Raw genomic sequence first — 24,547 nt, forward strand, 5'->3', positions numbered from 1 at the left:
GCCCCCTCTGGTGTAGAGCCGTCTTGAGTCGAATACCTCAATGATAAAATTCAGCAGTGTTGTGCGAGACGGATACCCTGACAGGCTCTCCGGATTTGTAGAAAGAATGGTTGAGGATAATGATACTCGCGATGTATTAAGGATCAGGCAATCCTTGCATGTTGAATCCCGCGCGCAGTCATTACCAGAACAACTGAGCCTCAGTGATCTGACGCGTATTGCTGAGTTTGTGAACTTTACAACACTGCATTACTCGGCCAATTGTGCGCTGCTGGCAGCCTGTGTTCATTACAACATAGAGAAAGGCGCCTCCCTTCTTAGTGCCAAAAATACGACATCGCCTTATATGGGCATGGACCCCGATATCGTGGCGAAGGTTATTTTCGGAAAGGCACTCAATCCTTCCCGTAACCTGTACTTGCTCGAGGAAGTCAATAACGAAGTCCTTAGAAGGTTCGATATCAACGGCAATAAATCCTGTATTGTCGGCGCACAGAACTACAGAGTTCCCCTCATTGGCGAGAGTGGTCATGACTTCAATGCTGTTGTGTTACTGGACTCAAACAACAAACCCTATGTTCAATATCTAGATGCCTGGAAAACGTCCAACACCACCCCGGACAGAGCAACGTTTGAGCACCATTTCCCCTTGGGCGCGATCTTTACCGTTCGCTCCTGCACGTAATTCAGCAAATGTTCGAGCTGAGCCACCTAACATCCAAGGTTGTACCAGAAATGATCAACGCCCCCATACTCATGGGCTGTCAAGAACTCCGCCCGGCGCAGCCCAAAAAGAAGAGCGCCGGGTCTGAAAGCTCGTCAACTGCTCACTGAAATTTCAGCCCTGAACATTTATAAGAACACACTAACCCAAGCAGTGTTTGCAGCCGGTCAATAATTTCATTATTTATTTGGCTCTTATATTCAGCGGTTTCAAACCCAACTCAGGGCAGAAATCAGTTTTCGGGGTCGGCCCTATCGGGCGAGTGTCGTGATTAAGCTGAGCCTGGAACAATCTCCACTCACGCGCAATAATGGAGTAAGGGACAAAGATACTCACCCTCTCAGCACCTCTTAAATCGGTCTGAGCAGGTATATCGTGTGGCGTCACCGAGTAGTAGCCTTCATTGATACCTACCACACTTCCGTCAACGCCGATGACCGGCCCACCCGACATCCCTTTAATCACTGGGGCATCGTGGATACCATAAAGATCACCGCTATTTTCTTTTACATTGAGGAAGGGCGTTTGATACACCTTACCCTTGCCCGTGGTCGTCATCATATAGGGGCTTACGCCCACGGCCGTTATGTCTTCACCCAGACACGGCGCTCGCCATGTAGGGTAAGTACCGTCTGCTTTGTGCTTGATGAAGGCCAGGTCACAGCCTGTACTGCAGGAGTATGCAATATCGGGCAAGAATGGAGTATGCCGGGTCGTTACGGCGTATTCATCGTTCCACTGCACTGCCGAGGCCGTATATAGAAACGGTGCCGGAAAGCCTGAGTAGACTACAAAGTATGTGTCATTAAATTGTCCCGACAAATCGGGTTTTACGAAGCCGTTGCATCCTGCAGTGGAAAGTGCTAATAGCACAATACTAATCATCTTGATCATTATAAAATATCGGCTCTTAGAAATCATGTAGTCGAGTGCTATTGTCAGTATTTTGACAGCGTTGGGATAGCGCCTGAATCATCTGCTTTAGTTGTCGCTGCATTACTTATAGTCGAGTTTTAACAATATGAATGTCTAAATTCACCCGGGGCTATCTGAAAAGTTGCTCGCTCTCGGTGTCGACGCCAGGCTATGCGAGGGAGCTTGCGAGATCGAACTAGAGCCCAATCAACCGATGCTCATGTTGGGGCCGTGCTTGGGGGCTCTGAAATGCACCTTGATTCGTTGATATGTTTGATCGGCCGCTTTTGGCCAATAGCTGCCTTTAGTGACGGGCCGCTATTGGCCGATCCTGCTGAAAAAGTCGGTTCGCCCAAACAGCCTGGTCATTGACTGGTTAAAACGCCTTTTTTGCACACTGCTACGTGAAATTTGAGTCCCGAAGCGGGCGCTGGTGATTTCCACTGTTACGGATTGGTTATGCCTTCAAGGTATCAACCTAACTAAAGCCGACTCAAGAACGCATGGGGCAACTCAACTTGTGCAACGAGCCCGCCGCCACAGCGGTTTCTCAACAGCAACTCTCCCCCGTGCTGGCGTGCCATGGCCCGAGCCGAGGACAAGCCCAGGCCAACGCCACCGGAGTTACGGTTACGAGAGGGTTCAAGTCGGACGAATGGGGCAAAAACGTTTTCCAGCTCCGTTTCAGGAATCCCTGGCCCTTTATCGCTCACCTCGATGCGGACCGAGCACGTGTCACTGCTCAATTGTATGCACGGCAGCTGCGCATACTTCACGGCATTTTCCAGCAAATTAGCAGTGATCCTTTTAATACCTACCGGGCGACCGAAAAACACCAGATGGGGCGGGCCTGCAAAATCGACGACGATACCCTGATCACTGTAATCATCGATCACGGTTTGCAGCAGCTCTGAGAGATCAAAACTGGTGGCTTGTTCCTGTAGTGCCTCGTCGCAAAAAAAACCCAGAGCCGAGTTGATCATCGATTGCATTTCATCAGTGTCACGGATCAGCTTGCGTTGCTGCTCAATGTCTTCAATAAACTCACAACGAAGCCGTACACGTGTGAGAGGCGCGCGCAGGTCGTGCGAGATCGACGCTAGCATGTGCGTGCGTTCGGCGATGAACTGCTGAATTTTCGCCTGCATGGTGTTGTAAGCAATGATCGCTTGGCGAATTTCGTACGGCCCTTCGATATCAATGGGAGGAGCGTGCAGGTCCCCACCAAAGCGTTGTGCAGCGCTGGTGAAGCGTTGCAGTGGGTTAGCCAGTTGGCGTGTGGCGAACCAGGCGACCAACCAAGTCGCAACCAGGCCGAGGGCAATGACGATGGCAAAACGCAGCGCGGCACTCACTCCCCAACTGCGTTGCGGTGGCGTAAACGACAACCAGCTATCGTCGCTCAGTTGTACCAACATGACATAGCGAGCTTGCGGGCTATCCGCGGGCCAATTGGCGGGCTGCAAGACTTCAATTTTGTGATGTGTCTCCCCCAGTAACTCACGCAAAACCGGCGCGCTGTCAGGGCCTAACAAGGTACCAGACACAGGCAGTTCGAAGCCGCTTCGGCGCTCGCGCCATTGCACCTCAAGTGTCGGATTGCTCGCTGCGCCCGCCAACTGCGCACGCATTGCCGGGGGGGCCGCCTGGATGACTCGCGTAGTAGCAGCGACCTGGTCCAGCAACCCGATCTGATCCACCGGGGGTTTGGCCCAGACCCCGGCGACCTGAACAAACAGGGCATAGAGTACGAGCGAGGACAGCATCGCCGCGACTATGGTCAATGCAATCCGGCGTCGAAGCGTATCTATGTGCGGAATCAGGCGGATCACGTCCGCGTCACCTTGGCGTTGAACATATACCCACCATTTCGCACGGTACGAATCAGATCTGGACGTTTGCTGTCTGGCTCTATTTTTCGTCGCAGGCGGCTGACTTGCACGTCAATGCTTCGATCAAAGGCTTCATGATTCTGCCCACGCGTCAGATCGATCAATTGCTCACGGGTAAGGATACGTTCAGGGTGCTCAAGAAAGACCACCAGTAGATCGAATTCACCGCCAGAGAGCGGAATCATTACATCTGCGGACGAACGCAGTTCGCGGCGCGTAACGTCCAGATGCCAGCCAGCGAAGCGGATAACCAGCCGTGCGTCTTCGATACGCGGGTGTACAGGATCATTGGCGCGGCGCAGCACCGCGCGTAACCGGGCAAGTAACTCTCTAGGGTCGAAAGGCTTGGTCAGGTAGTCATCGGCACCCAACTCCAGTCCGACAATACGGTCACTCAATTCGCCCATAGCGGTCAGCATTACCACCGGAATACGAGTATTGAGCCTCAACTTTTGACACAGGCTTAAACCACCCTCACCCGCAAGCATCAGATCGAGAATGATGAGGTCCGGACGATTGCGGTCGATTGCCGCCCACATGGCTTTGCCATCGGTGGCCAGCTCCACTTCATAGGCATGCATGAGAAAGAACTTCTCTAACAGCAATAGGATTTCCACATCGTCGTCGACGATCAGTAACCTGCTCACATTCAGTGATCCATGGCGCAAAAAGGAAGGTATCTAAAACTATTCTGGCGTGACGGTCATTTATTTCAATCGTGAAACATTTCTACTTTGCGGACATAAATCAGACATCTTCAGGCAAAAACACTCAGGCAAGCTGCGCGCAATCTATTCCGGAGCGCCCTCCATGCAGACACTGAGCAGCAAAGACACATGCACCGACGCTTTGATCCTGAAGCAGCTCACCAGCAAGGCCTGGAACAACGATCCAGTACTTTTTCAAGAGTCGCGCATGACACTTTCAAGCGATCGTGAACGTATCGTCCTGATCCGTTACATCGAGCACTACAGTCCCGGAAGCGGCCAATGGGTGGAGTACTCCTACTCGGTGCCAGTCTGCCAATTCACCCAATGGATCATGGCTAATGGCGTACTGAACATCGAGGACTCAGAGAGCCGCCCGGGCATCTGAGCGCTGCAAGTACCATTAATTTAAAATCGATTCAGGAACGCAAAAAATGGGAAGAAGTATCTCGCTACCGCTAGTGGCGACCCTAACCATTTCACTCACTGCTTGTACCAGCCAAACCATCAGACCCGAAGAGTATTCGGGCTTCTTGCATGACTACAGCCAACTGACGAAAAAAAAGCTTCCATCCGGAAAAAAGGTGCTGGCTTGGGTGAGTCCGACACTGCATACCCACCCTTACACCCGTGTGTATATCGAACCGAGTCTTTTCTATCCAGAAATGCTACCGACCGAACGCGCTCCGCAATCAACGCTTTCGGCCGTAACCCATTACTACGATACCGCCCTCAAACACGAACTGGGCAAAGTCATGACTGTCGTCGAAACCCCTGGCCCCGACACACTAATCATCAGGTCCTCCATCATCTCTGTCGCGGCCAGGACGCAGAGCTTGCGATTTTATGAGTGGCTTCCCGTAACACTGCTTGCTGCTGGCGTCAGCACTGCTACCGGCATCCGCGACCAGGACAGTGAAATCACTACCGAAGTGGCTGTTCTGGATGCCGTCGACCAAGACGTTGTGGCGCAAATAGTGCGCAAAGAGACTGGCCGGCCACTGGACAATAATAAGCAGGTCATGACCCTGGATGATTTCAAGCCGGTGCTCGATGGCTGGGCCTTCGATATGCGGCAGGCATATTCATCCGGCGGGAAATAAGTACTCATACGTGGGCGCGCAACACTGTATGTCCCTTGGAGTTCGGCAGCCGCCAGGGAATTCGCCACCCTTAGATAGCAAATGAACGTACTAAATAGCCTGCTCAATGTGAAACCGCTATCGCGTAGGCCTGACTGGCCTGCAGCGCGCGGGTCAACCCGTCGCTACCGCTGTGGTCTCGCCGATTTGCGACTCTTCAAGCCAGTTCAGGATCGGGCCCTACCACTTATCCACAATGTCGGGTCGCTGATGGGGTGGCCCATCGGGTGGACAGCGCTAAAGCCCTTGGGAATGGGCAAGTTCCAGTCGTGGCAGCAACAGCATTCAGGCTTTTGGCTGGATAGAGGCATTGGGGCAAACCCGCATGCCCACTTTCAAGGGAAAGCAAAACACCTCGCAAAGCACTCCATCCACTCACCGAAAAAGCCAGGTTGCGGAACTGATCCAAAAAATTGCGGAACTGATCCTCAAATCGCAGGCAATAAAAAACCCCGTAGACCTTGATCTACGGGGCTTTCGAATGTGGAGGCCGAAGCCGGAATCGAACCGGCGTGGGCGGATTTGCAAGCCGGGTCTGAAGTCCTTTATAACCGTAGCCTGTAGGCCATTTGGTGTTCCATTAGTAGGATATTTCCCATGACTTGCAGGCCGCATTCCGCCTAGGCTCGGTCTTAGGTTATGGACCCAAAAAATCATCAATGTTACAGCGCTCTGCTGGTTGAATAATACCCAGCGCAATGTACCTACCCACCTAGCACCCCATTCAAACTTGTATCTCTACAGGCCTCTAAATTCAAGGCTTCGCCCTTGGCGCTCACTGCAACGATGCCCAGCAGTGCTTAACCGTGATTGGCAAAATAACTCGAAAAATCACCAGACCCTCCTGGCCCACCACCCACCTGCAGACATAACACTAATGGCATGGAACCCGATCAAGCGGCTTCAACACTCCCTCGGTGACGGGTTCAAATAACTTCTCTTCCTCTATTTTTCATTACATATAACACCGAATGCACGAGAATCATTTTGACATCACGCTGAAAGTTTGATAGTTAACTATCTAAGAGCGATGTTCGATTGCCCAAAAACCAAACCTCTCATCAATATGTCATGAGTACTAGCCTTGAAAATAGAACTTCTTATATTAATATCAGGCGATGATACATTTTGCAATACTGCCAAGTCTTTCAGCGACTTTCTAAAAATTGATTCACTAATAACTATTGCACAAAAAAAAATTAGTTACAGAAGATCAACACATGATCCGGATCTAGTGAGTGCCGAACTCAATATTCAAACCAACAAAGTCAAGTCGATTAATGAACGTTTCTTCTTAGTTATTGTTGAGTGTGAAAATGCAAGCCTCATTGATGAATTTTCTGAGCTAATCGACCGTCTGAGGAGTATTGCAGAACGAATATCCCCGGGGAAGTGCACGATTAACACTCTTTGGGATGATGTAGGTAGCACCTATGCAAAGCGTGCTTATCCGCTCATCAATGAAATCGAAAATCTGATGCGAAGACTCATAGCCCGTTTTATGCTAATCACTGTGGGTATGAAATGGTCAAAAGACGCTATGCATCCCGAATTATTCTCGCAAATAGAAAATTTTGAAGAGGAAGACCCATATACAGATGACCTTCAAAAACTTGACTTCATCCAACTAAGCGATGTTCTATTCAAGAAAAAAAGAGATATAAGCCTGGACGATCTAGATAGGATTCTTCTAATAACAAAATTCACTCAAGAAGACAACGAAAAAATACTAAAATACATACCCAAATCAAACTGGGAAAAATATTTCTCATCTATAATCGAAGAAAAAGACACCAGCCTAGCAAAAAAATGGGAATTACTTTATAGACTGCGAAACAAAGTTGCACATAATCGCAGCATTAAAAAAAACGAGTATGAGACGATCAAAGGACTCACCTCTTCAATCAAAGAAATAATTAGCAAAGCTACCGAAAAACTTAGCGAGATAAATATAAACGAAGAAGATCGCGAACAAATAATAAACTTTTACCAGCCAGACTCCATTACTGCCAGAGGCTATTTTAGCGAGAAGGCGGTTGGCGAGCACTACATAGAGTCAGGCTACTACTTAAAATCTCAAGACAAAGACATACCTTTTGATTTCATTGCAACTAAAGGCGAAGATTCAATAGGAGTCGAAATCAAAATAGCAAATATACCCACACTCCGATACACCATTATTAAAACACTATCAAAACTCACAGCAATATGGGGCGATTACCTGAGAAATAACAACTTAACTCGAGTACACCTAGTTGTCGTTATATCAGGCCCCAACTCAGAAAATACGCCTACGAGTTTTTTAGAAATCCTTGAGAACTACAGCATAAAACTTTCTGGACGCCTTGACATACATATCGGCAAGCTAGACGAAGACCATAAATACATTCCAATTTTTGAGCTTGTTATAGACAACAAAACCCATACAGCTCTTACACCAACCAACAAGAGCATGCAGACATAAAAGTGCTCCATTTACACCTTGAAAAGGTCTGACACAAATAGGTAAGTAGTGATTAATTAAGTTTGTCGCACCAGAAACACCCTGAAGCCCTTATTTAATTAGGGACTCAGGGCTTTAAGCTTTTTGACTGTTTATCTAGATCCACTACTGCGCCCCTTTCGCTTTCTGGATTTACCGTAGTGCGCACCTCATCAGATGCGCTATGCTGTTGGCCGATACGCTGATTCATTAATGCAATTTAGACGTGGACAGCTTAACGTCAATTAACTCCGCTAAAACTGCTTTTCACTCTTCCTTCGTCGTCCTGCCGATCAGATACAATCCATTTTTCACAAACATGGCCAGCCTATCCTCCAAGCGCTCCACTTCAACTAGAGTTACTAAGCCACAGCCTTAATATAATTGATTGGCCAGGTTAGGAATAAAGCCCCTTACAAAAATATCCTCTGATTGACTGACACGATACAACTTGAAAGTAGCTCCACGACAGAAAAAAAGCTTTGGCTCCGTTTCACTGTCTGAAATCAAACCTTGCCAGCTCGATTCGATGAACGCACCAAGACACTTCGTGTGCTCTCCTTTATGGAAAAGCTTTGGGTTATCAGTAATAAAACCATTAAAAACTTCTGAATGCTGATCACGTATAAGATTTTCTTTATGGATAACTACAGTTGCACCATCGGGACTTATCACATCCGTAATGTTTACCGCTACAATCCCCCGCGAAGTACTTGAGGAATCTTGAGCTAATCTTTTCTTCAGTTGCTTATTAGCCTCAGAAACTCTGGAGGCAAGCTTTCCAGATGATTTTATTCGCTTTGCTTCAATGTAAATTCTTCGTCCATTTACTTGTGCGACAACGTCTGCTATCTGGTTCAGATCCACCTCATGACCAGCATTTAGCAAGCGAGATGCAATTGACATCTCGAAAAGATAATCTCGTCCTGGATCGCTTTCAGCATGATGCCGAAATGGCTGCCCCTGTGAAATACGCTTGAGCGTATCCAAATAACTTTGAGAGTCTACTTTCAGGAGAGTGGTGCGAACTCTATTTAACTCATACAATTCAGCATTAGCATTAACGAAGCTATCAAAATTTTTTATGATCGCAGACTCATCACCCTTAAGCTCCCCAAAGGATTCAATAGCCCGTAAATAGCTGTGATAACGATCTGCTGGCTTCGACACCCCTAGAGTTCGAAGCCACTCTACAGACTCCCTTCCCTGTCTGGCCATCTCCTCTGCATCTTTTACCAATGTGGAATGTGGAAACGCTTCCAACCTCAAGACTTCTTGCACAGAAAATTACCCCCTCATTGAGGAAAAAAGTGTTTTTCTCTCTAGGGTGGTACCATACTGCAGTATGATGGCAAAATAGAATCATTAGTGTGCAACTATCACCCAAAGCGCCGAGTGCTATTGATCTTGATCTTGATCTTGATCTTGATCTTGAAATATAACGCTCTAGCACCCCATGCTTGCATAGCTCCTAAAAGCCCAATTAAATCAGGGCTTTGCATCTAGCGCTCGCTGCAACGACGCCCCACGATGCTCTACCATAATGAGCTATTCCCCGAATTTCCCCCGACGCACTATTCTCCCTTACCCGGCCTCCTGCCAAAGTTCACCTATCCCTTTTTGCGAAAAAAGAAACATCGTCGGGATCATTAAAATGATCCAGAAATAGCCCGACGCCGTCAGCCTCCTCCCACTCAACTAATCCCCAAAGCCTAGCTGCGTCAGCAAGCTCGAGCATTTCAGATAGCTCATCACTGCGCACCTGGTGCCGCTCATATGCGAGCATCGCCAGATCAACAAGCTTGCGCCAATACCCCTCAGGGTCAGTGACCAAGTCAAAGCGCTGCTTGCTCGCAGCCTGCCATTCTGCAAGCGGGTCTTCTACGTAAGGAGTCATTGCAAATAACTGTATTAATAAACAGTATTTTTACCAGCTCGGAGCGCATGGATAAAGCGCCGCTCGGCCGGAAAGACAGCTGACCTCATCTTGATGATCGACCACACGCAAGATTGCCTCGCGCAAATTAGTCGAGAGAAGCACGTATAATCCACGCTGATGCCTCAAACGCCTCTCTCAATTTTGTCGGATCCTAAGGAGCTGATCATGAATAAATATGTGCTTGTGTCTCAACAAGATGAATGGGGCTGCGGAGCAGCATGCGTCGCCTCCCTTTTGGGAGTTTCGTATGAGGAGGCAAAGAAGCGGGTGGAGAAAATTAAGGGCTTATCGATCAATGAAGGTCAAGATAGGCCAGGTCCAGGACCCGGTCTCGAACTTCACCACATTGCAATTGCTCTCTATAAATCTGGTGTGAAAGTAATCGCCGATTGGTATCCAGATTTAGCCAAAATTCCCATGGGCACAATTGCTTGTTTCGGAGATCAAGAAAAATACATCGATGAGCATTACATGCTAATGACGCCAGAGGGGTGGATGGACCCGTGGTTTAACCTCGATGAAAATAATATGTCGGCCCGTTATCGCGACGACTACCCAGGCAGCACTGAACTGCTTGTAGCGCTAGTGCCGGTTAGCGCCTAGTCATTACTTAAGCAGGCGTACATAGCTCTGACACGCCTGCAGTGCGATCAGTCCCTGATCGCCGTCGCTGGTGATTCCGATAATTCGTTGAGCATGCGCTGGGTCAAGTTGGGCTCGTGTGGCTCCATGAACCAGGCCGCCGGCGCAGGTGGTGGCTTGCACTCCGTCACAACCAGTTGCGGCTGCGTCGAGGTGGACTGACAACCGCAGGTCAGCAGTAGCAAGGCGATCGCGCAGGCGTGCTTGTTTAGTTTTCTCATCGGTCAGGGCTCTGTAATGGGATTGGTCGCTGGCTGCCAACCATTGCTCTAGGGCGAGGCGCTTGCCCTGCTCAGCCAGAATTAGCGCGGAGTTGGCATTGGCCAGTTGGGTGAGCGTGGTTTGGTGTGTCGTTTCCTTGGCGGCCAGTTGCTGGCCGTAGGCGTTGGCCTGCCACACCCATGCGGCCCGGGCGCTGCCCGCCATTAGGGCGAGCATCAGCAGCAATGCCCCGCCCCACTTCACAGCATCGAGCTTCACGCCAGCACCTTCTGCGACCGGACATACAGCGCCTGACGATCTGCCGCGCCGGTCTGGCCACCATTGATGCGCTGAGTGATGGCGTCGAACTTCCCGGAATCGGCCAGCGTATTCAGCCCCCTGCTCGCCCAGAACCAAGCCGCCGACATACAGGCGTGCTGCGGTTTCTCCAGCAACTCCGGGTGATTGATCAGGTCGAGTGCCAGAGCCTCACCGCACGCAGCGTAGTTGGCACGGCCGGTGATCTGGATCAGGCCCCGTCCACGGTACTTGGAGCCGTCCCCCGCCACGGTATTGCCCAGGTCTGCCCTGCGCTCATAACGAGCCTGTGCTTTGGTTGGGCCCCAGATCTCTTTCACATACTTGAGCTGGCCAGACTCATGACCGATCTGGGCTATGAATGCCGCCACGCGCTTCAAACCAACGATCTGGTAGTGGTTCATGGCCGTGTTTAGTGCGGACACAAAAACGCCGGCTGATTGGCCGGCGTTCGGGAGGATCTGCAGCAGTTGCTGCGTGGTGATGGGCATGAGTTTCTCCAGAAAAAAAATCCGCATGAGCAGGGGCACGAGCGGCTCTACGATAATTCGGGCGGAATAATCGGCCCACTCTATGGGGACCGCGCACCTTAGATAGCCCCTAAAGACTGAAAGGTTATAAATTTGCCAATTTTTGATAGGGGCATTTTGCTATGATCCCGAAAAATACAAACACTTAAGGCTTTCGAATGAGTCTGTCGCCTAACAAAAATATCAAGTACCGGGGATGGGGATGGGCCTACAAGAAAATCAGAGGATATGGATGTACTCGAATGAGGGCACTTTACCGAGCAAGCCTCTATTGGTTTCGAGGTGACTCTGGTGTCTTTTCGAGCGATCTGAGCATGCAGAAATTCCGACTGCGGCGTTAACCTCTTTGTGAAAAATCAGGGTAAGTATTCGTGAACGACCTTTCTAAATCGTATCCAAATGAGTCAATACAACGCAAAAACGAGACCAAGCCAAAGATCCCATATCGCAAAGATATTAATGGGTTAAGGGCTTGGGCTGTTCTGGCTGTGTTGCTATATCACTTCAAAATACCTGGTCTTGAAGCGGGATTTGTTGGAGTCGATGTTTTTTTTGTAATATCCGGCTTCCTGATGACGGCAATAATAACCAAAGGCCTAGATGCGAATACTTTTTCAATTTCAAAATTCTATCTGGATCGTGCGCGGCGCATCCTTCCCGCACTACTAACAGTAATCATAGTCCTACTTGTAGTTGGATGGTTCTTTTTACCAGACCAAGACTATAAATTGCTAGCCACACAATCTATATATTCAACCCTATCAATATCCAATTTTTACTTTTGGAGAGAGGCTGACTATTTTGGAACTGGCGCACACGAAAAGTGGCTGTTGCACACATGGTCTTTAGCAGTAGAGGCGCACTTTTATATTCTATTTCCTATTTTCCTGACCATTCTATGGAAAATCAAGCCACATAAGAAAACCATATATCTTGGTCTTATGTCATTGACCGCTTTGTCTTTACTTCTAAGCATCGCAGTATCGAAATGGCAACCTCAGGCAGCATTTTACCTACTCCCCACTCGAGCTTGGGAGTTATGCTTTGGCGGTTTAGTCTTCCTAGCGGGTAGAGACTTCCCATCATTACACAGCTTCAAAAAACCATTTCTATGGGCAGGATTTTGCTTCTTAATAGCCTCAATTGTTATCTTAACTAACAAGTTTCCTTGGCCATCAGGCTGGGCGCTGCTCCCTGTGCTTGGTGCTGCGCTCATTCTTCTTAGCAACACATCAACCTCAAGGCTAACATCTAATTATTTTGCGCAATGGGTAGGCGACCGATCTTACTCCATGTATTTGTGGCACTGGCCTATAATGGTCAGCTTGTATTTTTTAAACATTATCGATAGCACCGTATGGAAAGTTGCTGGCATCGCTCTCAGCTTTTTGTTCGCCCATTTGTCATATCATTTTGTCGAGCGGCCAACTCACCACTACCTAGTTAAAAAGAAACCAACCATACAGGCTAGGAGTATTGGTATAGCATGCTCGCTATTGATTGCCTGCTTAGGAATAATAATAGTTTCAGATCACGGAAACCGAATTCCTAAAAAGATAAATTTAGTAGCGGCTGAAGCAAACAACCGAAACTCAAAAGCATATGAATGCAGGTACCGGCTCTACAACAACAGCATACCTGGCTGTATATTTGGGGAGCAGAAGACGAACCTGATTCTGGCAGGTGATAGCCATAGCGAAGCAATCGCCAGTGCCCTAGAGGCTTCCGCCATTCAAAACCAGCGCGGTTTTATTTACTACGGCGGCGCTCATGGCTGCCCAACCCTGAACAACGCGGACCAAGCAAAGGACAAATGCAAGAACTACAACGAACTGATCAACGACAAAATAGCTGATATCCCGACAGATATACCACTCCTTATAATCAACACTTCATGGATCAAGCTGTTTCAGAATGATGAATATTCTAAATCGCTGGTGGAAACCGTTTGCAACTACACCAAGAATGGCCGCACGGTATATATAAACCGTCCAATTCCAGGCATGAAGGTGAACGTACCAAACACGTTGAGCAGGGCAATGATTTTCGATAAAAAAGTAGATCCCATTAGAATTAGCAAAGAGGACTACTTTCAAGCAAATAAAAAGGTTTGGGACGCACAAGATGAGGCAGTCAAACAATGTGGAGCAAAAATCCTTGATCCCCTACCCTACCTTTGCGACGACCAATACTGTTATGGCGAAAAAGATAATTTTCCCCTTTACTTTGACACCGACCACCTGAGCGAGCACGGCAACAAATATCTTGTACCCATGTTCAATGAGGTATTCCAGAGCCTGTAAACCCTGTTCAGCCTATCAGGCCAGTTCCGTCACCTCGCTCGCGGCGTGACGGAACTGGCACCGATCATAGTAAAGAGCGGATCAGCAATCTAACGCTCCCTCAAAGGCTGGCAAGGACTTTAAATATGTGTACGCCTGAATGTAAACATTCTCGCCATCCAAGTTGTACGGTGCCGTATCGAGACTACTCATAAATGGTTCTTGGCTCGCTTCAGCCCTGTACCAAATATCAAAGTTTATATATCTCTTATTCAATGAAATTGAAGGTCTAACAACGGTTACATAGGCAGATGGAACTGGTATTCCTTTGAAATCCGAATCAATTTTAAGTGCCATGAATAATCCTCAAAGTTTTGTTATTCGCTGTACGCTTCGCCGATTTTGCTGACTAGCCACAAGTCAGCTGTATAAACCAGCGAGTAAAGACCGGACGCGATCACGCCAGCCCCAGCTGTGGTGGCCCCGGTAGATTTCTTGATCGTCAGAGGGCTAGATGCGTTGTAGGACGAGACATTCAGCAAGATTGCACAGCCAGCATTTTCCATCCCGCTATCCATTTTCAGGGTCAGCGGTGAGTCCGCAATGCCTAATGACACCATCACTAGAGTCGTCCCAGGCAGCACCGACACCGACTGGGTACCAAGGGGCACCACCTGATCCGTTTTCTTTTTCTTAACCTCAATGTAGCCGTCGTTCCCGTTCACGTCCTTCACATTGAGACGCATCGGATGGCCGCCGCCAGGTGGTTGAATCCGCAAATCTATGGAGTTTGGATAGGCTGCACCCGCCCACGCCCCCAGGGTTTCATACGACCATCCACCGTCAGCGCCCTGCTGTGCGGATACCGCCCGAGTAGCCCCGTTAGCGTCAATGATCTGTGCCTCGAACCTCGAAAGTATTCCGCTCAACCTTAGTTTCGTGTCTACCACCGCCCAAGAACCCCGGTAGACGTTACGAGAGCATTCCTCATCTTCGCTAAACGCCACGACTCCTGTCGCACCCTCAATCCGCCAGTCTTCAGTGGTCGTGCGTGTGGCGAACTCCAGAGCCTGACATGTTCCAGATATCTGCTCGTACCCTGGCTTGATAATTTTGTTCCCATCAAACCTTGATGTTTGCCCAACACCTTTTTTAAGGTGAACTCCATTAGTACCGTAGAAAGAAGCAATTTCTATCTTGTTCTCGTTAAACCAGCCATCAAGCTCCGTCGTTCCAAGGAAACATGTCCCAGCAACATTAATCGAACTTGCTTCAAACTTAAGCCAACCAATACCATTGATACCAAAGTGGCCACGCTCCCCAACACCCAATGCGCCCTGCGCGAACTTGTCGACGAAACCAAGGCTGACTTCAGCCCCGAACGTTGAACGTATCTCCATAGGGCGACCTGTGCGAGCGCCCCCCAACCGGGTCATTCCCAAAGTTCGAAATTTATAGCGTTGCCCAGAAATCTTTACAGGGGTGAAGTCCCCTTCAGCGGCATATATCATGCCTAAAATGGTTATTAGAGAGAGGGTATCCGCTGGCAAGCCTAGAAGATTCCATGTCCCGCTCAGCAGTATGTCGCCGGACGCCATCAAATTAAGCCCCTGTTTAACTAGCACAGCCGCTGCTGTTAAAGCGGGCAAGGCGTCAACGGTCTTGCCGTAAACCACACCGAACCATGAAGCGTCCATGTCGCCGGTGAATATCCTACGGAACGCACCATTAACCCCCGTTGGCGCATCGAGAGGTGCGGCGTATAACCCTCGCAGCGGATCGGACGCGACCAGCGCGCTACAATCGGAAAAATCCCAGAACCATTGCCCGCCGCCAAGACCTGTCCCGACTGCGTACTCAGCGTTGAGATAGCGCAAATCCGAACGGCGTGCGGCAGCCGGTATAGCCATCAGATCCGCAATAGTTGCTATTGCTACCACCCCACGACCGAGCTTTGACGAGCCATTCTCAGGACTAATAGGGTCTGCCAGTTTTTGGCTTAGTGAATCGTCTCCGATTAGCTTGAGCTTCGACTCATCTGTCGACCAGTTACTGGTAGTGAACGGAATGAATGAGCCACGGGCCCGGTATTCGTTGCCAAGGTAGGTAACTGTTTTGGTTGCTCGATCAAGCAGGATTCCTGCCGCATAAGGAATCGGCGGCTCGTAGCCACTAGCGTCCATGAACGTGTTGAACTGGATTACGCGGGTATTCTGGGCCGCGTCAAACTCAGTGCCTTTTTCCGCCTGATCGTGCGCGAATTCGACATCACGCTTTACCTTGTCGCCAGCGTATTCAGATTCGCGTCGAGCCTGGTCTGTGTCGAACTCAGATTCACGGCGTGCCTGATCAGTCGCGTGCTCGTGTTCCATCCCCTTCCACGACTTGCGCGGCACACCCTTACGGTCTGGGTATGACGGATCATCCCCGAGCAGCAACAGATCCAGGTTCCGGGCGTTATCGGAAAGGTCTTTTGGGGAGGTCGACCCGATTGGGTTGCCAGTGTTGTGAGCCATGGGCATTTTTCTCGCAGGCGCGCCCATGCCGCCGCGAAGAGTGCGGAGGCGTGAATGCTGTTTTAAGTTCCCGGCGAGCTGCCGGTGGATAAGTCGTAGACGTGCGGTAGCCAAGGCTGGCCGTTAAATGGTTGGTTCAGCCTTCGGTGTGTTTTGGCCACTTCTGATTCATGGCTATGTCGAAGATGTCTGCCCCGAGGATGTAGTCAGGCGCATCTACAATCCATTCCTTATCAATCAGTGGTCGCTTGAAAAGGCTGAGCTGGGCGCTAAACCGCCAGAGATCAACGCCCACCAATACAGGGCCACTGTAGATGTCGACGAAGTTGGCGCGGTACGGCTCCATCCCCATCGGGGTCAGGAGTGGGCATTCAAACGGTAATGATCCAGAGAGTAGGACGTATTCAAACCACCCTTCAAACAACTGCGCCTCGGACGGTGTCAGCAACCAGGTGACAGTCGCCACAGTCGGCGTGCTGACAAAGGCCCGACGACGCTCCGAGCGCCCGCTCACCAGTTTTGTGCTGGTCATCGGGCTGACAGGATCAAAGCCGTAGCCCTCCCGCTGCGGCGTTGGCAGACCTTCAGGGTATGCAAGCATGGTTAGCAGATCCTTTATCAGTCAGGCGCCGTGGCGTGGTCGTAGGTGTAAACACGGGCGTCATAGGGCATTCCCTTCATTGAGACGTTGCCACCGGAAGGATCGGCCGAGGTCACCAGTACCGGGTAAGCCCATTTATCAGCAGGCCCAAACAGTAGGCGTGGTGAATTCAAGGCTGGATCGTTGCTGGGCACGAAGTCCAAGTCATCGACTCTGACGTGGAACTCATCGATTTGAGTGGCTGGATAAGGCCCGGACAACGTGCCATCCAAGCGACTGATTCCGATCTTGTGGGCGCCGCCGGCAGACCAATCCAGTGGCTCTGACGACTCCAGTACCAGCCCACCAATGACCGGCTGAACACCAAATAACAGCGCACTCTGGCAAAGCCCCGGCGTATCACTGGCACGGTGCGGGATGACGTGGTCAACCACACTGGCCGCTGTCACCCGGTCATCACGCTCGCAGTAGACGCACAGGGGATGGGCATTGAGGTGCACCAGTCGCGCCTGTTGCCATGCGTAACCGTAACCGCGCTGGGTCGAGGTGGCCTTGTCACTGCGCCATGACCCAGGCACTGCGGTTGCGATGCGATTGGCTTGGGGTTGCAGGCGTGTGGCCAGTGTCTTGAGGCGGCTCATGCTGGATGGCGCGGTGCGCCGCTCATGTAGGTCAGTGGCTCTGACTCTGGGTCCTGCTCAATCCCCTCTTCCGCCAAGGCTGTGATCAATTGGGTCTGCTGGGTCGCCATCCGTTCGAGGATCGCTGTCTGCTTGATCTGTTCGGCCAGTACCTGGCTGAGCAGGCCAGCCAAAGAGCTCTGCTGCTCGCTCATATGCAATCGCCTTCCACTTGTTGAGTTGTTCGCGCCGGGCAGCGCATCCACTGCAGGCCATCACTCGGATCGCCGTGGCAGCTTGAAGTCAGCGAAGCGGTCAGCCAGGTCGGCGATCTTCTTCACACCCAAGAAACCAATCCAGATACCTACCGGTGTAGCCAGGCTGGACGGCAGGCCGAAGTACTCCAGCACCGCGATCAGGCTGGTGGTGAGCAGCATGCAGATGGTTGCTTCGAGGATCGCCTGCCGCCGAGTGCCGCCGCCATAGATGATTCGCAGCGCCGCCATTACAAAGGACAGCGTGGCGGCATAGATCGTCGGCGAGTGCTGACTCAGCCACGCGAGCGCTATCACCCAGGTGTCTGGCTTATCAGGCATATGAGGCATCCGGTGTCCTCCCTAGCTGGGAGCAGAATGGGTTCGGCCCCGACAGCACTCCCAGCTTGAGGCGATGGGTGTGGCGGGGCCGAAAACGAAAAAGCCCAGCGCGATGGCTGGGCCTTGTATATTTATCAATCACCAAAGGGAGATTGATATGTTCAAGCGTACTGAGTTCGATCGTTTGCTAGTTACTGCTAAAAACCACCTTGATCTGTCCGAAGATAATCCTGTTGAGCTTCGAAATTCGCTCATCATGATGATGCACGCGATGAAGGCGTTAGCGGATAGCTGCGAAAATGACTTTAACGATCAATTGAAAGCACTGGAAGCACACTCAGCAACAGGTGTAGCCCGATAAGGCAAAAAGCCCGACTCAATGGTCGGGCTTTCTCTGTGGTGTCCCGCTGTAACAGCTAAACACGGTGCTATGAAAACAGAGCTATTCCATATGGACAACTCTTTTTACGCAGCTTCGCGCAGGGTCTCCAGAACGCAGTCGATCCATGCCACGCCCGCCTTGATCAGCTCTCGCGCCTTCATTTCGCTCACCTTGTAGTGGCGACCTACCCGCACTGCCGGCCATTTGGATCCGTAGTACAACCACACCATATCGCCCATCTGCTGGTCACGCTTGCACAGCTTGGCCAACGCCCCGTCAACGGCGCAGGCCAGCTCATCAGTGATGGTGTAAGACTTCGTACTGGAAGGCAGCGCGTCACGCATCAAGGCCAGCATTGGCGAGGCATAGCTGGGAATCCCCATCCCGTCCATTCGCCACCAGCCCCATTGCTCAAGCATGTGTTCGGTATCACCCAAAGGTCGGTGCAGCGTTTTGCGAATCATCATTTTTAATCCTCACCTATGGTTGTTTTCTGAATAGCGCTGCACGCCCCGCCGTTAGAGGCCTCCAGCGTATTACCGGATTCTCCGAATCTAACGCCTGTCTGCCCGTGGATCAGGCTGAAACCCTTCTGGTCTAGATGGCCGTGCCACTTATCCAGCGCGTCACGCTTGCGGCCCATCACGTCCGACTGGATGTACACCTTCACGTTGTGACCCATCGCGTGATTGATCAGCAGTTCACCGATCAGGTGGTCGATGCCGAGGTCTGCCCAGCCGGTACGGGCCACCTTGCGCAGGTCGTGACTGGTCCACTCGCCCTTGCCCAACCGGGTGAACACGGCACTGGCCTGCCCTTCACTCAGTGCCTTGCCATTGCGCGCCGGGAACAGGTACTGACCGTCATAGCCGCGGGCGGTTTGTGTTTCGCGGTACTGGATCAACAGGCCGCGCACCTGGTCAGTCAGCGGCAGGTGATGTTCCACGCCGGTCTTGGTGTGCTCGGCGGGAATAAACCACTCGCGTTCGGCCAGGCTGATATGTGGCCAGCGCGCTTGCCGGGTCTCCCCTATTCGCGTGCCGTGGCACAGCATCATCAGGGCCAGCATGGCGTCAGCCGGTTCGCTGTCCATGACCTGCTCCAGCTCGGCCATCAGATCCTGTAGTTGCACACCACGCAGGCGCGACGGCTTGATCCCAACCTTGGCTTTGGAGAAGTCACTGAACTTGATGCCCGCCATTGGATTGGACGTGATCAGGCCCAGCTTCAACGCCTGCCGAAATGCCAGGGCCAGCAACTGGAACGCCAGGCGCACGTAATCGATTGAAAGGGCTTCCTGCAGCGGCCACATGAACAGGTTGTCGAGTGTCGCCTTGTTGACCTCCACCAGCGGCAAGTCACCCAGACGCGGCAGCAGGTGGCACTTCATGGCCGAGGCGCCGGTGTTCTTGCGCTTGGCCGACAAGCTGCGGTCGCGGGCCATGCGATCGGCGTACCAGGTGAGCAGCTCACCCGTGGTGGCCCATTGGGAAATGGTCGAACCCGCATCTGCAGATACGCGCAGGCGCACGGCTGGCAGCTCGGCCAGAACCTGCTTGGCGCTCAAGTCCGGAAAGGCTCCGATGCGGTGCCAGCGGCGCTTGCTGAGCAAGTACCAGGAGCCACGGGTGCGATTCTTGGAGAAGCGAAAGTGCAACGCCGGGTGGCCGGCATCGCGCAGGTCGCGCACATGCTCAAGCTTGGCATTGCGGCCAATCTCCGCGTCGGACAGCTTCACGGTCAGGGTTTTAATTTTGGTGTTCAACGGCCACCTTCCTGCGGGGGGTGCCGGCCGACAACCTCGTAAGTGGTTGGCCACATCAGGCGACCAAACGTGTGTGCCGCACTTTCATGCTCAAACAGAGCCACGGCCCGGTCGGGCTTATGGCTCAAATCGAGCTTGTAGGAGCAGCAGTGAACAGCCCAGCGATAGGCGCTCGGCTCCACCGGGGCCAGATGAGGGTTAGGCATGCGCTGCACCTCCCGAACGCATGGCCCGCAGCGCCGCCAGGGCCTTGTTTCCCACTTCCGGCGCGCTGCGCTCAATGGCCCGTGGCGGCAAAGCCAGCGGCATTTTCTGCAACGGAAGGCCCGCCAGAATGCGGCGCACCGTGATCGTGTAGTTGCGCTCAAACAGCTTGATGCTCAGGTCGTGGGACAGCCGGTTGAGGTTTTCAAAACCGCACTCCTTGGCCGTGTGCCACACCGCGTCATGGGTCCATTTGGCCTGGCCGGCCATCGACGGATGTGCGTTACGGCAAGCCTCGCGGTGAGCCGCAGCCAGCCTCGGCAGGCCGAGCATTTCCGCTGTTGGCGTACACCAGCCGATAAACACCCCCACGTTCGGCACAAAGTCCTTGGCGGCTTGGCGTGCCTGCATCAGGCCGAAGCGCAGTTGCTCAGTGCTGCAGATCCCGGCCTCGAGAAAACCGCGCATCCACTGCTGCTTGGCGGCTTTGTAGGTCGCCATATCCGGCCAAGCCTGCTTCCACGCCGGGAAGATCGAACGCAGTTCGCGAAACAGACCGTTGATAACCTTGGCCGTGGCCTGGGACAGCTCGGCGGCGGGCTGGATGTTTTCGCTTTCACCGGCAGCGATGAACTGGCCGGTCTGCACCTTGGCCCACAGGCCGGTGGCGATGACTGAAACTTGATTCATTGGGTGGCCTCCTGATGCAGCCAGTCGGTGTTTTCATCGTCAAAGGGTTCGTCAGAACGGGGCTTGCCCGGGAAGCGGCTGACGTTGGTTCCGGCGCTCTTGACCTGATCACGCTGCACCCACTTGACCAGCATGCTCACCCACTCGGCCTGGGTGTTGATCACACCCTTCGGCTCGTAGTGGCAGGTGAATAGGGCAATCACGGCTGGAGTGAACAGAGCCCCAGGCAGGCCAACGTGAACGGCATAGGTTTTTAGGGTTTCTGGATCGGGCAACCAATCCAGGGTCATGGTGACCATTTCGCGAGGGTCGAACGTCTCGTGCGCGTTGGGTGGGTTTTCTCCCTTATATTCCCCTTCCCTTCCGGGGGTGAGGGCTCGTCTAGGCTCTGGCGGCTCTTCGGCGAGGGCTCGTCGAGCATTCTCCGAGTCAGCGTCGATAGTCAGTCGATATACAGGGTGTTTAATCGTCGGTCGGTCGATTTTCTGATGCTTCCAGCCGTTGACGTGCAGGTACTCTTTGCCCGACACCTCGTAGAGGTCGATCAGCCCATTCGTTGACAACTCGGCGAGCAGTTCACCGACCTTTGCCGAGGTGATGTCGTCGCCTGGGAAAACCAGTGCCTTCAGGGTTTTGGCCGACATGGGGTGGTTGCCCGCGTCGTCACAGAAATTCCACACGCCGATAAACAACAGGCGCGCCAAAGGGCTGCATTCCATGACCTGTTCACTGGTCCAGAACTCGGGTTTTATCGTGCGGATGCGGGCCATTACACGGCCTCCTGTGCGGTGGTCGTGGCATGTAAGGGTGCAAGGCGAGGTATCACGTCAGCGGTGTTGCGTGATGAACAAATGGTGCACATAATGGCCCCCGAAAGAAGTTGTGAAGAAGCCGGTCTAGCCACCGGCTTTTTTTTGCCTGCGATTTGGTAACTGGATGGATTAACAGCTAATCCGAGGTGCTGTTGGGTGAGTTCGGAAGGATTGATAATTGCCAGGCACGCAAAGCTGGCCGTCTTGATTTCTCAGACGGCGACAGCTTCAGGTGATTGGTTTTTTGCTGGATTCTGCGAAGGAAATGAACGCACCTCCTCCGCCGTGTACGAGCCATCCGCGTGCTTGGTGACGTATACGTCCCGGCCACGGCGTATGGCTTTGCTGAGCGCGCCTTGAGTCATTTTGAGCAAGGCTGCCGCCTCACATTGCCCAAACTCCTGAGCAAAATGAGTGATGTGGGTTCTCTTCACAGGAGTTCTCTCCATGGTTTTCATGGCGAGATATTACCTATGGCATTTTTAAATGTAAATGCCAATGGCATTTGATGCTTTATTACCGATGGGAATAGGATTCGGCCATGAGCAAAAAGCCGCTACCCCCCGAAAAGAAAGAAGAGTGCCAGCGTCTCAAGGCCATCTTTAACGCGAAGAAAAATGAGCTTGGTTTAACCCAGGAGAAGCTTGCTCATGCTTTGGAAATGAACCAGAGCTCCGTAAGCCATTACCTGAACGGTATTAACCCGCTCAATGCTGCAGTGGCCGCGAGCTTTGCGAAAATTCTCGGCGTCGATGTTTCTGCATTTAGTGAGCGACTCGCCGAAGAAATGACCAAAATCGCCCAGGCTATCGGCCCGCAGACCTTCAAAGAAGACAACGTAATCACTGTCGACTTCACCAGAAAGCCCGATAGCGAGGGATACGTGACCATCCCCCGTCTGGATGTCTCCGCATCCATGGGCCGAGGTATAGCAGCGCCAGACGGACACATTGATGTGATCCGTGACATTACGGTGCATTTGGACTGGCTCGCACGCCGGGGAGTCCATTATTCAAAACTCGAGAATCTGGCAATCATTACTGGCGACGGCGACAGCATGGAAGGCACTTTCAGCGATGGTGCGTCCCTTCTGATTGATCGCGGCATTACTGAAATCAAAACAGATGCCATTTATGTTTTCACCCTCGACGGCGACCTGTTTATCAAGCGTTTGCAGCGAATCACCGGTAAGTCCTTGTCGATGATTTCTGACAATCCTATCTATCGCCCGATTGATCTACATGGCGAACAGCTGGAACGCATGCACGTCCACGCCCGCGTCCTCTTGGCCTGGGATGTGAAGAAGCTCTAACAAAGAATCTGCAGGATGGACCCTTGGATGACCCAGATTGAATCAATTGAGACAAACCGACTAATTCAGCGATCCCATGCAGAACCGGCAAGGTCAAACCTCAGCTGGCACGAAACTTGGTTAGGCCCAGATTCTGGACTGATAAAAAACTGGGAAATTGGTCGAAAGCTTGCCATCCAGAACCCTGACTTGGCCTCGCGAACGCTGGCCGGAGAGCTCCCTCCCCTGAACTGGAAAGGTGGGAGCGATCGCACTCTGGTTAAGCGCGAAAAATTCGGCTCCTTGCGCTATCTGGCTCAATGGCAGGGACTACGCGGGGAAGATCTGAGCATTGCCTTGGATTCAGAAGTAACTATCAAATGTGTAAAAACGCAGATGATCGTGACCTTCACTCCAGACATTCGCAAAATCCTGAATGAGTCCGAAACTAACAACATTGAAGAAGGAGCTTTAAATGGTGGACCTGCATCAGGAGTTTCAGAACAGTCGCTTTTTCCATGAAGACCGCATTGATAGGCGCTCTGCTGACGCCCTTGTAGGCTTGGCAGCCGGCATTGTTTCGGACGGTGTCGTCACCTTGAAAGAAGCCATTTTTCTTGAAGAATGGATCGCCAAAAATCTTCTGCATCTAGAAGATCCTGTCGTCAATATCCTCTATCGCCGTCTATCAAACATGCTTTCCGATGGGATTTTGGATGCTGAGGAGTCGAGAGAGCTTTTGGCAATGCTGCAAAATTTCTCAGGCCTGAGCCTTGGCCAAGGTAAAGCCGAGAGCAAAACCACCGAAACCAACTTTACCGCCCCGAACGACCTCCCCTTCAACATGCCAATTCCAGAAATAATCTGGCAAGAACGCCTGTTCGTCTTCACGGGTGTTATGGCTTACGGGCCGCGCAAAGACTGCCAGGCGCTTATTGAGGAACGCGGCGGATTGATTGGTGGCGGGATCAATAAGAAGACTCACTACCTGGTGGTAGGTAGTGTCGGGAACGATCAGTGGCGCCATAGCAGCTATGGCTTAAAGATCATGAGAGCCGTTGAGTTGCGCGAATCGGGAAGCCCGGTAGCCATCATTGGTGAGCATGCCTGGCAAGAAGCTCTTTTCGGACAATCTGCTCCCACCTAACGTCAGGCGCTGCACCTGACAGCTCTCATTTGCCCCAGATAGAAACCCGCCAAGCGCGGGTTTTTTCATGCCCATTGAAAATATTATTGCCATTGGCATTTACAATTAATATTACCATTGGTATTGTTTCTCCATCGCCGGATCACATC

Annotated in this window: 28 protein-coding genes and 1 pseudogene; 10 read left to right on the plus strand and 19 right to left on the minus strand. The window is 51.7% G+C overall.

What is annotated here, in order from left to right; genetic code table 11:
* The first annotated feature begins 40 nt into the window (after nucleotides 1-40).
* Nucleotides 41-685: a T3SS effector cysteine hydrolase SpvD family protein gene (locus AACY07_RS21690; RefSeq protein WP_339477495.1), complete on the plus strand. Its 645-nt coding sequence runs from the start codon at nucleotides 41-43 to the stop codon at nucleotides 683-685.
* Nucleotides 686-907: 222 nt separating this feature from the next.
* Here the strand turns inward: AACY07_RS21690 and AACY07_RS21695 are convergent, their stop codons facing one another.
* From AACY07_RS21695 to AACY07_RS21705, 3 genes are all read right to left on the minus strand, one after another.
* Entirely contained in the window at nucleotides 908-1,618 is a 711-nt protein-coding gene (locus AACY07_RS21695; protein ID WP_339477498.1) for a serine protease, read from the minus strand.
* 503 nt (nucleotides 1,619-2,121) lie between these two features.
* Complete coding sequence (locus AACY07_RS21700) at nucleotides 2,122-3,471, minus strand: ATP-binding protein (protein ID WP_339477500.1); 1,350 nt, start codon at nucleotides 3,469-3,471, stop codon at nucleotides 2,122-2,124.
* Nucleotides 3,468-4,178, minus strand: coding sequence for a response regulator (locus tag AACY07_RS21705; RefSeq protein WP_133078338.1), 711 nt, complete (start codon nucleotides 4,176-4,178; stop codon nucleotides 3,468-3,470). The genes AACY07_RS21700 and AACY07_RS21705 overlap by 4 nt, the downstream gene beginning before the upstream one ends.
* A gap of 163 nt (nucleotides 4,179-4,341) precedes the next feature.
* On the opposite strand from AACY07_RS21705, the gene AACY07_RS21710 reads away from it, so the two are divergent.
* From AACY07_RS21710 to AACY07_RS21720, 3 genes are all read left to right on the plus strand, one after another.
* Nucleotides 4,342-4,626 (plus strand): hypothetical protein, encoded by a 285-nt coding sequence (locus tag AACY07_RS21710; protein ID WP_339477503.1) that lies wholly within the window; start codon nucleotides 4,342-4,344, stop codon nucleotides 4,624-4,626.
* Between the two features lie 46 nt (nucleotides 4,627-4,672).
* On the plus strand, nucleotides 4,673-5,341 hold the full coding sequence (locus AACY07_RS21715) for a DUF3313 domain-containing protein (RefSeq protein WP_339477506.1): 669 nt from the start codon (nucleotides 4,673-4,675) through the stop codon (nucleotides 5,339-5,341).
* Between the two features lie 1,123 nt (nucleotides 5,342-6,464).
* Complete coding sequence (locus AACY07_RS21720) at nucleotides 6,465-7,844, plus strand: hypothetical protein (RefSeq protein ID WP_339477508.1); 1,380 nt, start codon at nucleotides 6,465-6,467, stop codon at nucleotides 7,842-7,844.
* 393 nt (nucleotides 7,845-8,237) lie between these two features.
* Here the strand turns inward: AACY07_RS21720 and AACY07_RS21725 are convergent, their stop codons facing one another.
* Nucleotides 8,238-9,143 carry a hypothetical protein gene (locus AACY07_RS21725; protein WP_339477510.1) on the minus strand — a complete coding sequence of 302 codons (906 nt, stop codon included), beginning with the start codon at nucleotides 9,141-9,143 and terminating at the stop codon, nucleotides 8,238-8,240.
* Nucleotides 9,144-9,468: 325 nt separating this feature from the next.
* Entirely contained in the window at nucleotides 9,469-9,759 is a 291-nt protein-coding gene (locus AACY07_RS21730) for a hypothetical protein (RefSeq protein ID WP_339477511.1), read from the minus strand.
* Nucleotides 9,760-9,966: 207 nt separating this feature from the next.
* On the opposite strand from AACY07_RS21730, the gene AACY07_RS21735 reads away from it, so the two are divergent.
* Nucleotides 9,967-10,404: a hypothetical protein gene (locus tag AACY07_RS21735; RefSeq protein WP_339477513.1), complete on the plus strand. Its 438-nt coding sequence runs from the start codon at nucleotides 9,967-9,969 to the stop codon at nucleotides 10,402-10,404.
* 3 nt (nucleotides 10,405-10,407) lie between these two features.
* Here the strand turns inward: AACY07_RS21735 and AACY07_RS21740 are convergent, their stop codons facing one another.
* Together AACY07_RS21740 and AACY07_RS21745 are read right to left on the minus strand one after the other, a co-directional pair.
* Entirely contained in the window at nucleotides 10,408-10,923 is a 516-nt protein-coding gene (locus AACY07_RS21740) for a lysis system i-spanin subunit Rz (protein WP_339477516.1), read from the minus strand.
* On the minus strand, nucleotides 10,920-11,453 hold the full coding sequence (locus AACY07_RS21745) for a glycoside hydrolase family 19 protein (protein WP_339477518.1): 534 nt from the start codon (nucleotides 11,451-11,453) through the stop codon (nucleotides 10,920-10,922). Before AACY07_RS21745 ends, AACY07_RS21740 begins: the two co-directional genes overlap by 4 nt.
* Before the next feature lie 410 nt (nucleotides 11,454-11,863).
* Between AACY07_RS21745 and AACY07_RS21750 the strand changes: the two genes are divergently transcribed.
* Nucleotides 11,864-13,795 carry an acyltransferase family protein gene (locus AACY07_RS21750; RefSeq protein ID WP_339477519.1) on the plus strand — a complete coding sequence of 644 codons (1,932 nt, stop codon included), beginning with the start codon at nucleotides 11,864-11,866 and terminating at the stop codon, nucleotides 13,793-13,795.
* Nucleotides 13,796-13,876: 81 nt separating this feature from the next.
* Here AACY07_RS21750 and AACY07_RS21755 read toward each other — a convergent pair whose 3' ends face one another.
* The 6 genes and pseudogenes from AACY07_RS21755 to AACY07_RS21785 all read right to left on the minus strand — a co-directional run bounded on the left by AACY07_RS21755 (nucleotide 13,877) and on the right by AACY07_RS21785 (nucleotide 18,116).
* Nucleotides 13,877-14,131: a hypothetical protein gene (locus tag AACY07_RS21755; protein WP_339477520.1), complete on the minus strand. Its 255-nt coding sequence runs from the start codon at nucleotides 14,129-14,131 to the stop codon at nucleotides 13,877-13,879.
* Between the two features lie 20 nt (nucleotides 14,132-14,151).
* Nucleotides 14,152-16,290 (minus strand): hypothetical protein, encoded by a 2,139-nt coding sequence (locus tag AACY07_RS21760; RefSeq protein WP_339477522.1) that lies wholly within the window; start codon nucleotides 16,288-16,290, stop codon nucleotides 14,152-14,154.
* 136 nt (nucleotides 16,291-16,426) lie between these two features.
* Nucleotides 16,427-16,891, minus strand: a complete 465-nt coding sequence (locus AACY07_RS21765; RefSeq protein ID WP_339477524.1) for a hypothetical protein — start codon at nucleotides 16,889-16,891, stop codon at nucleotides 16,427-16,429.
* Between the two features lie 17 nt (nucleotides 16,892-16,908).
* Nucleotides 16,909-17,298: pseudogene (locus tag AACY07_RS21770) on the minus strand (host specificity factor TipJ family phage tail protein); the annotation flags it as partial.
* A gap of 230 nt (nucleotides 17,299-17,528) precedes the next feature.
* The gene (locus AACY07_RS21780; RefSeq protein ID WP_086797720.1) at nucleotides 17,529-17,726 is read right to left on the minus strand and encodes a hypothetical protein; all 198 of its coding nucleotides are present in this window, start codon (nucleotides 17,724-17,726) and stop codon (nucleotides 17,529-17,531) included.
* A 60-nt stretch (nucleotides 17,727-17,786) separates the two neighbouring features.
* The gene (locus tag AACY07_RS21785) at nucleotides 17,787-18,116 is read right to left on the minus strand and encodes a phage holin, lambda family (RefSeq protein WP_169883044.1); all 330 of its coding nucleotides are present in this window, start codon (nucleotides 18,114-18,116) and stop codon (nucleotides 17,787-17,789) included.
* A gap of 148 nt (nucleotides 18,117-18,264) precedes the next feature.
* Between AACY07_RS21785 and AACY07_RS21790 the strand changes: the two genes are divergently transcribed.
* A complete protein-coding gene (locus AACY07_RS21790; protein WP_139272542.1) occupies nucleotides 18,265-18,468 on the plus strand; it encodes a hypothetical protein in 204 nt (67 codons plus the stop codon).
* Between the two features lie 104 nt (nucleotides 18,469-18,572).
* On the opposite strand, the gene AACY07_RS21795 is transcribed toward AACY07_RS21790, so the two are convergent.
* The 6 genes from AACY07_RS21795 to AACY07_RS21820 all read right to left on the minus strand — a co-directional run bounded on the left by AACY07_RS21795 (nucleotide 18,573) and on the right by AACY07_RS21820 (nucleotide 22,418).
* Nucleotides 18,573-18,956 (minus strand): antiterminator Q family protein, encoded by a 384-nt coding sequence (locus tag AACY07_RS21795; RefSeq protein ID WP_169883045.1) that lies wholly within the window; start codon nucleotides 18,954-18,956, stop codon nucleotides 18,573-18,575.
* Between the two features lie 2 nt (nucleotides 18,957-18,958).
* Nucleotides 18,959-20,254: a tyrosine-type recombinase/integrase gene (locus AACY07_RS21800; protein ID WP_339477546.1), complete on the minus strand. Its 1,296-nt coding sequence runs from the start codon at nucleotides 20,252-20,254 to the stop codon at nucleotides 18,959-18,961.
* Entirely contained in the window at nucleotides 20,251-20,460 is a 210-nt protein-coding gene (locus tag AACY07_RS21805) for a hypothetical protein (RefSeq protein WP_339477548.1), read from the minus strand. The genes AACY07_RS21800 and AACY07_RS21805 overlap by 4 nt, the downstream gene beginning before the upstream one ends.
* Complete coding sequence (locus tag AACY07_RS21810; RefSeq protein ID WP_019829107.1) at nucleotides 20,453-21,148, minus strand: replication protein P; 696 nt, start codon at nucleotides 21,146-21,148, stop codon at nucleotides 20,453-20,455. The genes AACY07_RS21805 and AACY07_RS21810 overlap by 8 nt, the downstream gene beginning before the upstream one ends.
* The gene (locus tag AACY07_RS21815; protein ID WP_339477551.1) at nucleotides 21,145-21,918 is read right to left on the minus strand and encodes a DnaT-like ssDNA-binding domain-containing protein; all 774 of its coding nucleotides are present in this window, start codon (nucleotides 21,916-21,918) and stop codon (nucleotides 21,145-21,147) included. Before AACY07_RS21815 ends, AACY07_RS21810 begins: the two co-directional genes overlap by 4 nt.
* A gap of 254 nt (nucleotides 21,919-22,172) precedes the next feature.
* Nucleotides 22,173-22,418 (minus strand): Cro/CI family transcriptional regulator, encoded by a 246-nt coding sequence (locus AACY07_RS21820; protein ID WP_237149546.1) that lies wholly within the window; start codon nucleotides 22,416-22,418, stop codon nucleotides 22,173-22,175.
* Nucleotides 22,419-22,501: 83 nt separating this feature from the next.
* On the opposite strand from AACY07_RS21820, the gene AACY07_RS21825 reads away from it, so the two are divergent.
* From AACY07_RS21825 to AACY07_RS21835, 3 genes are read left to right on the plus strand one after another with little or no spacing between them, the layout of a single operon-like run.
* Nucleotides 22,502-23,272, plus strand: a complete 771-nt coding sequence (locus AACY07_RS21825) for a LexA family transcriptional regulator (RefSeq protein WP_237149545.1) — start codon at nucleotides 22,502-22,504, stop codon at nucleotides 23,270-23,272.
* Between the two features lie 27 nt (nucleotides 23,273-23,299).
* Entirely contained in the window at nucleotides 23,300-23,773 is a 474-nt protein-coding gene (locus tag AACY07_RS21830) for a hypothetical protein (RefSeq protein ID WP_271350856.1), read from the plus strand.
* Nucleotides 23,727-24,398 carry a BRCT domain-containing protein gene (locus AACY07_RS21835; RefSeq protein WP_339477585.1) on the plus strand — a complete coding sequence of 224 codons (672 nt, stop codon included), beginning with the start codon at nucleotides 23,727-23,729 and terminating at the stop codon, nucleotides 24,396-24,398. The genes AACY07_RS21830 and AACY07_RS21835 overlap by 47 nt, the downstream gene beginning before the upstream one ends.
* The last annotated feature ends 149 nt before the right edge of the window (nucleotides 24,399-24,547 follow it).

The organism is Pseudomonas sp. RL_5y_Pfl2_69 (assembly GCF_963970465.1).
Classification (GTDB): Bacteria; Pseudomonadota; Gammaproteobacteria; order Pseudomonadales; family Pseudomonadaceae; genus Aquipseudomonas.

Bases quoted from the DNA above. Each gene is read 5' to 3' on its own strand.
- AACY07_RS21690 (WP_339477495.1), top strand. From the start codon at position 41: ATGATAAAATTCAGCAGTGTTGTGCGAGACGGATACCCTGACAGGCTC.
- AACY07_RS21695 (WP_339477498.1), bottom strand. From the start codon at position 1,618: ATGATCAAGATGATTAGTATTGTGCTATTAGCACTTTCCACTGCAGGA.
- AACY07_RS21710 (WP_339477503.1), top strand. From the start codon at position 4,342: ATGCAGACACTGAGCAGCAAAGACACATGCACCGACGCTTTGATCCTG.
- AACY07_RS21715 (WP_339477506.1), top strand. From the start codon at position 4,673: ATGGGAAGAAGTATCTCGCTACCGCTAGTGGCGACCCTAACCATTTCA.
- AACY07_RS21730 (WP_339477511.1), bottom strand. From the start codon at position 9,759: ATGACTCCTTACGTAGAAGACCCGCTTGCAGAATGGCAGGCTGCGAGC.
- AACY07_RS21735 (WP_339477513.1), top strand. From the start codon at position 9,967: ATGAATAAATATGTGCTTGTGTCTCAACAAGATGAATGGGGCTGCGGA.
- AACY07_RS21745 (WP_339477518.1), bottom strand. From the start codon at position 11,453: ATGCCCATCACCACGCAGCAACTGCTGCAGATCCTCCCGAACGCCGGC.
- AACY07_RS21755 (WP_339477520.1), bottom strand. From the start codon at position 14,131: ATGGCACTTAAAATTGATTCGGATTTCAAAGGAATACCAGTTCCATCT.
- AACY07_RS21760 (WP_339477522.1), bottom strand. From the start codon at position 16,290: ATGGCTCACAACACTGGCAACCCAATCGGGTCGACCTCCCCAAAAGAC.
- AACY07_RS21765 (WP_339477524.1), bottom strand. From the start codon at position 16,891: ATGCTTGCATACCCTGAAGGTCTGCCAACGCCGCAGCGGGAGGGCTAC.
- AACY07_RS21780 (WP_086797720.1), bottom strand. From the start codon at position 17,726: ATGAGCGAGCAGCAGAGCTCTTTGGCTGGCCTGCTCAGCCAGGTACTG.
- AACY07_RS21785 (WP_169883044.1), bottom strand. From the start codon at position 18,116: ATGCCTCATATGCCTGATAAGCCAGACACCTGGGTGATAGCGCTCGCG.
- AACY07_RS21790 (WP_139272542.1), top strand. From the start codon at position 18,265: ATGTTCAAGCGTACTGAGTTCGATCGTTTGCTAGTTACTGCTAAAAAC.
- AACY07_RS21795 (WP_169883045.1), bottom strand. From the start codon at position 18,956: ATGATGATTCGCAAAACGCTGCACCGACCTTTGGGTGATACCGAACAC.
- AACY07_RS21805 (WP_339477548.1), bottom strand. From the start codon at position 20,460: ATGCCTAACCCTCATCTGGCCCCGGTGGAGCCGAGCGCCTATCGCTGG.
- AACY07_RS21810 (WP_019829107.1), bottom strand. From the start codon at position 21,148: ATGAATCAAGTTTCAGTCATCGCCACCGGCCTGTGGGCCAAGGTGCAG.
- AACY07_RS21815 (WP_339477551.1), bottom strand. From the start codon at position 21,918: ATGGCCCGCATCCGCACGATAAAACCCGAGTTCTGGACCAGTGAACAG.
- AACY07_RS21820 (WP_237149546.1), bottom strand. From the start codon at position 22,418: ATGAAAACCATGGAGAGAACTCCTGTGAAGAGAACCCACATCACTCAT.
- AACY07_RS21825 (WP_237149545.1), top strand. From the start codon at position 22,502: ATGAGCAAAAAGCCGCTACCCCCCGAAAAGAAAGAAGAGTGCCAGCGT.
- AACY07_RS21830 (WP_271350856.1), top strand. From the start codon at position 23,300: ATGACCCAGATTGAATCAATTGAGACAAACCGACTAATTCAGCGATCC.
- AACY07_RS21835 (WP_339477585.1), top strand. From the start codon at position 23,727: ATGGTGGACCTGCATCAGGAGTTTCAGAACAGTCGCTTTTTCCATGAA.